The organism is Aquibium carbonis, assembly GCF_003970795.1.
Classification (GTDB): Bacteria; Pseudomonadota; Alphaproteobacteria; order Rhizobiales; family Rhizobiaceae; genus Aquibium; species Aquibium carbonis.
Genome location: NZ_RWKW01000140.1, coordinates 1 through 9303 on the forward strand (window position 1 = coordinate 1; position 9303 = coordinate 9303).

At 68.5% G+C, this 9303-nt stretch carries 7 protein-coding genes; all 7 read right to left on the reverse strand.

Annotation, left to right across the window (positions count from 1 at the left end; genetic code table 11):
* A partial coding sequence (locus tag EJC49_RS24455) for a DNA repair protein RecN (protein ID WP_148106333.1) occupies nt 1–1464 on the reverse strand: 1464 nt, incomplete at its 3' end.
* A gap of 16 nt (nt 1465–1480) precedes the next feature.
* Entirely contained in the window at nt 1481–2338 is an 858-nt protein-coding gene (locus tag EJC49_RS24460) for an outer membrane protein assembly factor BamD (RefSeq protein ID WP_126702543.1), read from the reverse strand.
* A gap of 233 nt (nt 2339–2571) precedes the next feature.
* Nucleotides 2572–3522, reverse strand: a complete 951-nt coding sequence (lpxC, locus tag EJC49_RS24465; protein WP_126702544.1) for a UDP-3-O-acyl-N-acetylglucosamine deacetylase — start codon at nt 3520–3522, stop codon at nt 2572–2574.
* 292 nt (nt 3523–3814) lie between these two features.
* On the reverse strand, nt 3815–5530 hold the full coding sequence (gene ftsZ, locus EJC49_RS24470) for a cell division protein FtsZ (protein WP_126702545.1): 1716 nt from the start codon (nt 5528–5530) through the stop codon (nt 3815–3817).
* Nucleotides 5531–5597: 67 nt separating this feature from the next.
* Nucleotides 5598–6908 (reverse strand): cell division protein FtsA, encoded by a 1311-nt coding sequence (gene ftsA, locus EJC49_RS24475; RefSeq protein ID WP_126702546.1) that lies wholly within the window; start codon nt 6906–6908, stop codon nt 5598–5600.
* The gene (locus EJC49_RS24480) at nt 6905–7840 is read right to left on the reverse strand and encodes a cell division protein FtsQ/DivIB (RefSeq protein ID WP_245453551.1); all 936 of its coding nucleotides are present in this window, start codon (nt 7838–7840) and stop codon (nt 6905–6907) included. The genes ftsA and EJC49_RS24480 overlap by 4 nt, the downstream gene beginning before the upstream one ends.
* Nucleotides 7828–8754 carry a D-alanine--D-alanine ligase gene (locus EJC49_RS24485; protein WP_126702548.1) on the reverse strand — a complete coding sequence of 309 codons (927 nt, stop codon included), beginning with the start codon at nt 8752–8754 and terminating at the stop codon, nt 7828–7830. Before EJC49_RS24485 ends, EJC49_RS24480 begins: the two co-directional genes overlap by 13 nt.
* Nucleotides 8755–9303: the final 549 nt, after the last annotated feature.

Here is a 9303-nt window from a genome sequence, read left to right on the forward strand (position 1 = left end):
CACCGACAGCACCTGCACGCGCCCGGCCAGCCGCGCCAGCCGCGCGCCGATCGCGTCGGCCACGGCCCCGCCCACGCCCGTGTCGATCTCGTCGAACACCAGCGTCGGCGCCGAGCCGCGATCGGCCAGCGCCACCTTGAGCGCCAGCAGGAAGCGCGACAGCTCGCCGCCGGATGCGATCTTGGCCATCGGTCCCGGCCGCGAGCCCGGATTGGTCCGCACCCAGAACTCCACCTGGTCGATCCCCTCCTCGCGCCGGTCGCCGGCCTCCGTGGCGATCTCGACGATGAAGGCCGCGCGCTCGAGCTTCAGCGCCGGCAGTTCGGCCATCACCGCACCGGCCAGCGCTTCGGAGGCCGCGCGCCGCAGCGCCGAAAGCCGCGCCGCCGCCGCGTCATAGGCCGCCCGGGTCTCGGCCGCCGCCGTCTCCAGCCCGCCCAGGCGCTCCTCGCCGGCATCGAGGTCGGCCAGATCGGCGGTCATCCGGTCGCGCAACGCGGGCAGCGAATCGACCGCGACATTGTGCTTGCGGGCCGCCGCCCGCAGCGCAAACAGCCGCTCCTCGGTCTGCTCCAGCACGCGCGGGTCATATTCCGAGGCCCGCATCGCCGCGTCGATGCCGGTCTGCGCGGCGTCGAGCGACAGCAGCGCCTCGTCGAGCGACTTCACCACCTCGTCGAGCATGCCCGGCACCTCTTGCGCCTTCCGCTCCAGCCGGCGCAGCAGGGCGGCCAGCATCGGCACCGGCGACTGGTTGCCCGAAAAAACCTCCTGCGCCTCGCCGATGTCGGAGGCGATCTTCTCCGCCTTCATCATCTGCGCCCGCACCCCGGCCAGCTCCGTCTCCTCGCCCTCGCGCGGATCGAGCTTGCGCAGTTCCTCCACCGAGGCGCGCAGATAGTCCGCCTCGCGCGCGGCGGCCTCGACGCGGGCGCGGTGTCGGGCGAGATCCTGCTCGGCCTGCCGCCAGGCGAGGTAGGCCTTGCCGGTGGCCGCGACGTCTGCCGCATGGCCGCCGAACTGGTCCAGCACCTCGCGATGGGCGTCGGCGTCCACCAGCGCGCGCTCGTCGTGCTGGCCGTGGATTTCCACCAGCGCGCGGCCGATGTCGCGCATCAGCGCCACGCTGGCCGGACGGTCGTTGACGAAGACGCGCGAGCGGCCGTCGGCGTTCTGCACGCGGCGCAGCAGGATGTCGCCCTCGTCCTCGATCGCGTTGTCGGCGATCAGGCGGCGGGCGGGATGGTCGAGGGGAACGTCGAAGACGGCGGTGACCTGGCCCTGCGTGGCGCCGTGGCGCACCAGCGAGGCGTCGCCGCGCCCGCCGAGCGCCAGCGACAGCGCATCGAGCAGGATGGACTTGCCGGCCCCGGTCTCGCCGGTCAGCACGGACAGACCGGGCGCGAACTCGATGTCCAGCTTCTCGATCAGGACGATATCGCGGATCGACAGTTGGACGAGCATGCGCGTTCCGCGGTGGTCAGCTGCCGACCAGCATGGCTCCGGCTTTCGAGATCCACGAACCCCGGTTCTCGCGGGGCTCGAGGCCGCCGGTCTGCAGGAGCTTGTAGGAGTCGCGATACCACTGACTGTCCGGGTAGTTGTGGCCAAGCACGGCCGCGGCCGTCTGCGCCTCGGAAACCAGGCCCATGGCGTAGTAGGTCTCCGTCAGGCGGGCGAGCGCCTCCTCCACGTGCCGCGTGTCGGAATAGACCTCCACGACGTAGCGGAACCGCTTCACCGACGCGATGTATTCGCGCCGCTCGAGATAATAGCGGCCGATCTGCATTTCCTTGCCCGCCAGCTGGTCGCGGGCAAAGCGCTTCTTGGCCTTGGCGTCCTCGACATACTGCGAATCGGGCCAGCGCGAGATCACCTCGTCCATCGCCTCGACGGTGCGGCGCGCTTCCTTCTGGTCCTGCGTCACGTCGCGGATCTGGCGGAAGAAGCACAGCCCGATGATGTACTGCGCATAGGCGGCGTCGGGATGCGAGGGATAGAGCGTGACGAAACGCGAGGCATTGGCCACCGAGTCGTCGTAGTTCCCCTGGCGGTACTGCGCGAACGCGGTCATCACCAGCGCCTTGCGGCCGAACTCCGAATAGGGGTGCTGCCGGTCGATCGCCTGGAACTTCGCCACCGCTTCCTTCAGGCGTCCGGCCTCGAGGTTGGCGAGCCCCTGATTGTACAGCACGTCGGCCGGCTCCACGTCCTCGACATAGCTCGACAGGTCGAGGTCCTTCTCGGACATGCAGCCGGAAACCAGCAGGCTCATCGCTGTCATCGGCGCTGCGAGCAGCACGAGTCGTGCCCGTCCGGGGGTCCGCTTGAAGATCATGTTTCGCTCAATTCCCTCTGGCGCGAGCGCGAGCAGGCACCCGTGGCCATAAAACATACCCGTCCCCGGGAGACAAATCCATCGTCCTTCTTTCGCGCTTTTTTGTGGCGGGACGACGGTCTAACGACACATTCGCCGCCACGCGGGAAGGACTGCGATCCGTATCGAGGCTCGGGACGGCCCGAACGAAGGGACGACGAGCCGCCCTCGTGTCAGCGTCGGCGATACGGGTTTCAGAGCGCCCAGGGCGCAAAGACAGGGGCGTTGACCGCGATCAGTTCCGCGGCGCGGCCGCGCTCGCGGCGGGTCGATTCGACGATCTCGAAGGCGCTGCGATCCGAAAGCAGCCGGCGAAGCGCCGTCGCGTTCAGCTTGTGGCCACCGCGATAGGACCGGAAGCAGCCGATGAAGCGGGCGCCGGCAAGGGCGAGGTCGCCCATCGCGTCCAGCGTCTTGTGGCGCACGAATTCGTCCTCGTAGCGCAGGCCTTCCAGGTTGATCACGCGGTCGTCGTCGCCGATCACGACGGAATTCTCGAGCGAGGAGCCGAGGGCATAGCCGGCGGCCCACAACCGCTCCACGTCCTTCATGAAGCCGAACGTGCGGGCGCGCGAGATGTCGCGCTTGAAGGCTTCGGGGTCGATGTCGCCGGCATAGAGCTGGCGGCCGATGCACGGTGATTCGAAATCGATCTCCACCTCGAAGCGCGTGCCCGAATACGGGATGAACTCGGCCCAGGAGCCGCCCTTCTCGATCCGGATCGGCTTGATCACGCGGATGTAGCGGCGCTTGGACGCCAGCGAGCGCAGGCCCGCCTGCTCGATCGCCTCGACGAAGAGTTCGCTCGATCCGTCGAGGATCGGCACTTCGGACCCGTCGATGTCGATGCTGACATTGTCGACGCCGAGCGCAAACAGCGCCGCCATCAGATGCTCCACCGTCGCCACGTGCACGCCGTCGGTGTTGCCGAGCACGGTGCAAAGGTCGGTGCCGCCGATCTCCGACACGAGGCCGCGGATTTCACGGCTCTCGCCGGTCTCGGTCGTGCAGTTGAAGATGACGCCGGTATCGACGTCCGCGGGATTCAGGTGGAGTGTAACCGGCTTGCCGCTGTGCACGCCGACGCCGGAAAGGGTGGCACGCGATTTGAGGGTGGTCTGATAGTCGTGCAACTCTATCCCCATGATCCCGCCCCGGCCAGGACCGCTTGAGCCGACCGGCTGCGGTTCTTGTTTGCAAGATTGCAAGCTTCCGGCATCCCCAAACCAACGCGCTGGAAACTCTCGATTGGCGGCGAAGATAAAGATGCCGTCGGGAGTCGCCAAATCACGGTTTCTTACCTTGTGTTACGCCCAGATCGGTTAAGGTCTCGGCTCCAAGCGATTGATAAACAGGGACTTTACGAAAAGAGCGGAACGGCTGTCCACAGCCGCCCCGCTCGATTGTTAACGTATCGTCAACCCTGGCCCGGGCCGATCAGTTTGCCTGGCGGCGCAGGAAGGCTGGAATCTCCAGCTGGTCGTCCTCGCTGACCGGGCGCTGGGCCGGCACCAGCCGGCCATGATCGTCCAGCTGGCCGCGGCGCGGCGCGTAGAGCTGCGCGTCCGGACCTGCCAGGCGGCGTGATTCGGCCTGTGGTTGCACGAATTGCGGCTCGCGGGGCGCGACCGGCTTCTGGCGCACGACCTCGTCGTCGCGGCGCGACGACAGGCCGGCGGTCAGGCGCTTGAGCAGTCCGCCCATCGGACCGCGGTCCTCCACCGGTTCGGCGGCAGCGGCAGCGGCGGCCGCCGCGGCGGCGCGGGCGTTCTGCTGCGCGTCCATTTCCGCCTTCACCAGCGGCGGAAAATCCTCGACGCGGGGCATGCGCGGCTGCTGCATCACGGGCTCGGGACGCTGCACGGGGGCCTGGGCGACCGGCTGCGGCACCGGACGCGGCTGGGGCTGCGGCTCGGGCGCGCGGAACAGGCGGTTCTGCGGCGCGAACTCGTCGACGGGCGCAGCCGGACGCAGGCTGGTGCGCTCGGCCTCGCGGATGGCCTCGGCCACCGGATCGTTGTCCATCTCCATGCTCGCGTCCGGAGCCTCGTAGTGATGCTGCACCGGTGCGGGCGCCGGCGCCGGCGCTGCGGCAACCGGGATCGGACGCACCTCGGCCTGGATCGGGCGCGGCTGCGGCTTCGGCGCCTGGCGGATCTCGATCGGTGCGGCCGAGATCTCATGCGCCTTCTTGTCGATGCCGGTGGCCACCACCGAGACCCGGATCACGCCCTCGAGGTCTTCGTCGAAGGTTGCGCCGAGAATGATGTTGGCGTCCTGGTCCACTTCCTCGCGGATGCGGGTCGCTGCTTCGTCCACCTCGAACAGGGTGAGGTCGCGACCGCCGGTGATCGAGATCAGCAGGCCTCGGGCGCCCTTCATGGACGATTCGTCGAGCAGCGGGTTGGCGATCGCGGCCTCGGCGGCGGCCATCGCGCGGCCCTCGCCCGAGGCTTCGCCGGTGCCCATCATGGCCTTGCCCATTTCGCGCATCACCGAGCGGACGTCGGCGAAGTCGAGGTTGATCAGGCCTTCCTTGACCATCAGGTCGGTGATGCAGGCGACGCCCGAATAGAGCACCTGGTCGGCCATCGAGAAGGCGTCGGCGAAGGTGGTCTTGTCGTTGGCGATGCGGAACAGGTTCTGGTTCGGAATGACGATCAGCGTGTCGACGTTCTTCTGCAGCTCCTCGATGCCGATGTCGGCCGTCTTCATCCGGCGCTGGCCTTCGAAGTGGAACGGCTTGGTCACGACGCCCACCGTCAGGATGCCCTTCTCGCGGGCCGCGCGGGCCACGACCGGTGCAGCGCCCGTGCCGGTGCCGCCGCCCATGCCGGCGGTGACGAAGCACATGTGCGTGCCGGCCAGGTGGTCGACGATCTCGTCGATGCACTCCTCGGCGGCGGCGCGTCCGACCTCGGGCTGCGATCCGGCGCCGAGCCCCTCGGTCACGTGCGCGCCGAGCTGGATCAGCCGCTCCGCCCGCGACATCGTCAGAGCCTGGGCATCGGTGTTGGCGACCACGAACTCGACCCCGCGCAGGCCGGCGTTGATCATGTTGTTGACGGCATTGCCGCCGCCGCCGCCGACGCCGAAGACCGTGATGCGCGGCTTGAGCTCGGTGATGTCCGGCTTCTGAAGATTGATGGTCATGTCCTCGTCCTTTTCGCCTGTTCTTGCCGCAACGCCGCCGCGGCCGCCTGGGGCAAGCCCCTCGATATTAGAAACTGTCTTTCAACCACTGACCCACGCGCTCCAGCCGACCCCCTGTTCCGGTGGAACGCATACGCAGGAAACCCGTAACGCGGCCGCTTTCGAACGAGGCGACCTGCGGATAGATCATCAGACCCACCGCCGAAGAGAAGGCCGGACCCTTGGCCGCTTCCGGCAGGCCGGCGACGCCGAGCGGCCGTCCCACGCGCACGTTGCGGCCGAGGATGCGGCGCGCCGCGTCGGGCAGGCCCGACAGCTGGCTCGCCCCGCCGGTCAGCACCACGCGCTTGCCGACCGAGGGGCCGAAGCCCGACTGCGCCAGCCGGTCGCGCACGAGTTCGAGCGTCTCCTCGACGCGGGCGCGGATGATGCGCGTCATCACCGAGCGCGGCACCTGCAGCGGCATGTCGCCCTCGTCGGCGCCCACCGGCGGCACGTTGACGACGTCGCGGTCGTCGGCGCCCGTCGGCAGGGCCGAGCCGTGCATGACCTTGAAGCGCTCGGCCGTCTCGACGCTGGTCGACAGCCCGCGTGCGAGATCGAGCGTGACGTGGATGCCGCCCACCGGCAGCGAATCGGCGTGCACGAACTTGCCTTCCGAGAACACCGAGAGCGTCGTGGTGCCGCCGCCGAGGTCGATGCAGGTGGCGCCGAGTTCGGCCTCGTCGTCGACGAGCGCGGCCAGCCCGCTCGCATAGGGGGTCGCCACCATGCGCTCGACCGACAGGTGCGAGCGGTTGACGCAGAGCTCCATGTTGCGGATCGGCGCGGCATCGCCCGTCAGCACGTGCATGTCGACGCCCAGCGTCTCGCCGAACATGCCGCGCGGATCGCGGATCCCTTTCTCGCCGTCGAGCGAGAACCCGGTCGCCAGCGAGTGGACCAGCTCGCGCTCCACCTGCAGCGCCTGCTTGGCGCCGGCCGCCAGCACCTTGGTGATGTCGGACGCCTGCACCTCGTGGCCGCCGAGATTGACGGTCGCGGTCGAGATTTGGCTCTTCAGCCGGCCCGCCGACAGGTTGACGATCAGGGAATCGACCGTCAGCCCCGCCATCCGCTCGGCCGCGTCCACCGCCAGCCGGATCGCCTGCTCGGCGCGGTCGAGGTCGACGATCATGCCCGACTTCACGCCTTGCGACTTCTGGTGCCCGATGCCGATCACCCGCACCTGGTGCGTGCGCCCGCGCAGGTATTCGCCGCCCTCGATCGGCTTCAGCTTGCCGATGATGCAGCAGATCTTGCTCGACCCGATGTCGAGCACCGTCACGATGCCGGAGCGCCGCGATGCGTTGGAGCCAGGTCCGCCGAGCCAGCTCATGTCCGCCGTCCCGCGGCCTTGAGGGCCTTCTCGCTTGCCTTGATGTCGGCCTCCCGGCGCTTCAGCCCCTCGGGCGTCAGCTGCACGACGAGCCGGTCCGAAAGCCGCAGGTCGACGGCGGCGATGTCGCGCGACAGCAGCGCATCGCTCGCATCCGCCCGCATGAGCCAGTTCAGCGCCGCCGCCTCGCCCGTCTCGGGCAGCTTCAGCACCACGTCGTTGTCGAGCCGCAGGTCCCAGCGGCGATCCGCGATCCGCACGTAGCCGCGCACGCGGCCGGCGAGGTCCGGATGGCCGGCGACCAGCGCGACGATCTCCGACGCATGGCGCGCCGCGCCCTTGCCGACGACGAGCGGCAGCGACGCGAAGCGCTCGCTGGTGTAGGGCACGATCGGCGCGCCGGAGCGCTCGACCAGCGACAGCGCGCCGTCATGCTGCCAGACGGCATAGGGCTGCTTCTCGACGACCGCGATCTCCAGCGTCACCGGATAGACCTTGCGCACCGTGGCGCTCTCCACCCAGGGCATGGCCACGATGCGCTCGCGCACCTCGTCAGCGCCGAGACCGATCAGCGAGGTCCAGCCGTCCAGCGACAGCGCCTGGATGACGTCGATGTCCGACACTTCGCGGTTGCCGGTGACGCGGATGTCGCTGACGGCGAAGCCGCTGTGGGCGGTGAAGTTCTGCACCAGCACGGGATAATGGCCGCCGAGCGCCATGCCGTAGAGGGCGGTCGCGGCAAACAGGCTCCCCGCGAGCATCAGGCCCGCATGGCGGGGCGCCTCGACCTCGCCCGAGGTCAGGCGGGCGAGCAGCCTTGCGGGGCGCCGCAGGAAGCGCGGCAGGACGCCGGCGCCGAACCGCGCGGCAGGCGATGCGCCCGCCCGCGACGGCGTCGTCTGGAAGGTTCGTCCGGCGTTCAGCGCAAGCACGATGCGTCCTCCACCATCCAACTCAAGAGTTCACCAAATCCATGGCCGGCATGCGCGGCGATCTCGGGCACCAAAGACGTCGGCGTCATCCCGGGCTGCGTGTTGATCTCCAGCCAGATCACCTCCCCGTTTTCGGAGAAGCGGTCGTCATATCGGAAATCGGATCGACTCACGCCGCGGCAGCCCATGGCTTGATGCGCCTTGAGAGACAGTGTCTGTATTTTTTGGTAAATATTTAGTGAAATTTTTGCCGGGCATTCGTGTTTCGAGCCCCCGGCGGCATACTTCGCATCATAATCGTAGAAGGCATGGCCGAGCGGCACGATCTCGGTCACGCCCAGCGCCACGTCGCCCATCACCGCGCAGGTCAGTTCGCGCCCGTGCACGAATCGCTCCACCATGACCGCGTCGCCATATTTCCACTCCGCCGAGCCGATCACCTGGGGCGGGTTGGCCTGCCCTTCCTTGACGATGACCACACCGAAGCTCGACCCTTCGCGCACCGGCTTGACCACGTAGGGCGGCTTCATCGGGTGCTCGTGGCCGATGTCGAAGCGGTCCATCACGCGCGATTCGGCGACGGGAATGCCCGCCGCGCGCGCCACCTTCTTGGCCCGCTCCTTGTCCATCGACAGCGCCGAGGCCAGCACGCCCGAATGGGTGTAGGGAATCTGGAGATATTCCAGCACGCCCTGGATCGTGCCGTCCTCGCCGAAGGGGCCGTGCAGCGCGTTGAAGGCGACGTCGGGCCGCAGTTCGGTGAGCACCTGCACCACGTCGCGGCCGACGTCGACGCGCGTCACGCGATAGCCTTCCGCCTCCAGCGCGTCGGCACAGGCGTTGCCGGAGGAGAGCGACACCGGTCGCTCGGACGAAAATCCCCCCAGAAGCACCGCGACGTGTTTCTTCGACATTCCCCCGATTTTCCCTCTTCAGTGGGCCGCACACAGGCGGATCGTGGCGTGAATCAGACCGCTCCGGGAGGCCAGCCCCCGGACGATACGCGGTGGACGCGTGCACGAATCAAAACCAGGAAACGCTCTGTAACCATAGGAATCAGAGGTTGAATCCCGTGGCAAGCCTTTAACGTTGAGGCGGAGGTTTAAGTGCCTCGCGCGGCGCCTGCACCGGGTCCGGCCGCCAGACGGGGGAACAACACCATCATTTGGAGACGTCACCCCCCCCTCTGGGCTCCCGCCCATCTCCCCTCAAGGGGCCCCGACGGCCGGGCGCGACGCCGGAGAGCCGATCTCCCCCCTTGAGGGGGAGATGCCGGCAGGCAGAGGGGGGTGTTCCAAAGCGCGGCGTTTACCGAAAAACGGGCGCAACGCGCGGTGACACCGATCTCCCTGCGGGGTTCCAAAGGACGGGCGCAACCGCCGGAGAGCCGATCTCCCCACCTGTGGGGGGTCCGAAGGACGGGCGAGACCCGTGGCTCGCCCCGGCCGGCAGGCAGAGGGGGG

What these genes read in the sequence shown, in the direction of transcription:
- ftsZ (WP_126702545.1), bottom strand. Translation starts at nt 5,530, where the DNA reads ATGACCATCAATCTTCAGAAGCCGGACATCACCGAGCTCAAGCCGCGC.
- EJC49_RS24485 (WP_126702548.1), bottom strand. Translation starts at nt 8,754, where the DNA reads ATGTCGAAGAAACACGTCGCGGTGCTTCTGGGGGGATTTTCGTCCGAG.
- lpxC (WP_126702544.1), bottom strand. Translation starts at nt 3,522, where the DNA reads ATGGGGATAGAGTTGCACGACTATCAGACCACCCTCAAATCGCGTGCC.
- ftsA (WP_126702546.1), bottom strand. Translation starts at nt 6,908, where the DNA reads ATGAGCTGGCTCGGCGGACCTGGCTCCAACGCATCGCGGCGCTCCGGC.
- EJC49_RS24460 (WP_126702543.1), bottom strand. Translation starts at nt 2,338, where the DNA reads ATGATCTTCAAGCGGACCCCCGGACGGGCACGACTCGTGCTGCTCGCA.